Raw genomic sequence first — 228 nt, 5'->3', positions numbered from 1 at the left:
TGGCGCTCCATTTGCTGATCTGCCAAAACCGTTACAGCTTCTCAAACGCGGACTGAGGCGTCACACCAACGGTGATCGAATCATGATGCAGGTACTGGCTGCTGTGCCAATTGCGGGTCTCGTACCAGTGCTGGTGGCGGTGGAGCTGGTACTTGAATCGGGAAGTCTGAGCGCCGATCACATCCTCAATGTCGTTGCCCGCCTGACCTCCACCGCACCACCTCCCTG

The 228-nt window shown here is 57.9% G+C and carries 1 pseudogene; it reads left to right on the top strand.

The features are described 5' to 3' along the window. Positions 1-228, top strand: a pseudogene (locus DW49_RS1000000129725) (IS21 family transposase); the annotation flags it as partial.

This window comes from Pseudomonas avellanae BPIC 631, assembly GCF_000444135.1.
GTDB classification, from domain to species: Bacteria; Pseudomonadota; Gammaproteobacteria; order Pseudomonadales; family Pseudomonadaceae; genus Aquipseudomonas; species Aquipseudomonas avellanae.
Note: the sequence above shows the minus strand (reverse complement) of the source record. Positions and strands in the feature narration are given on the sequence as shown.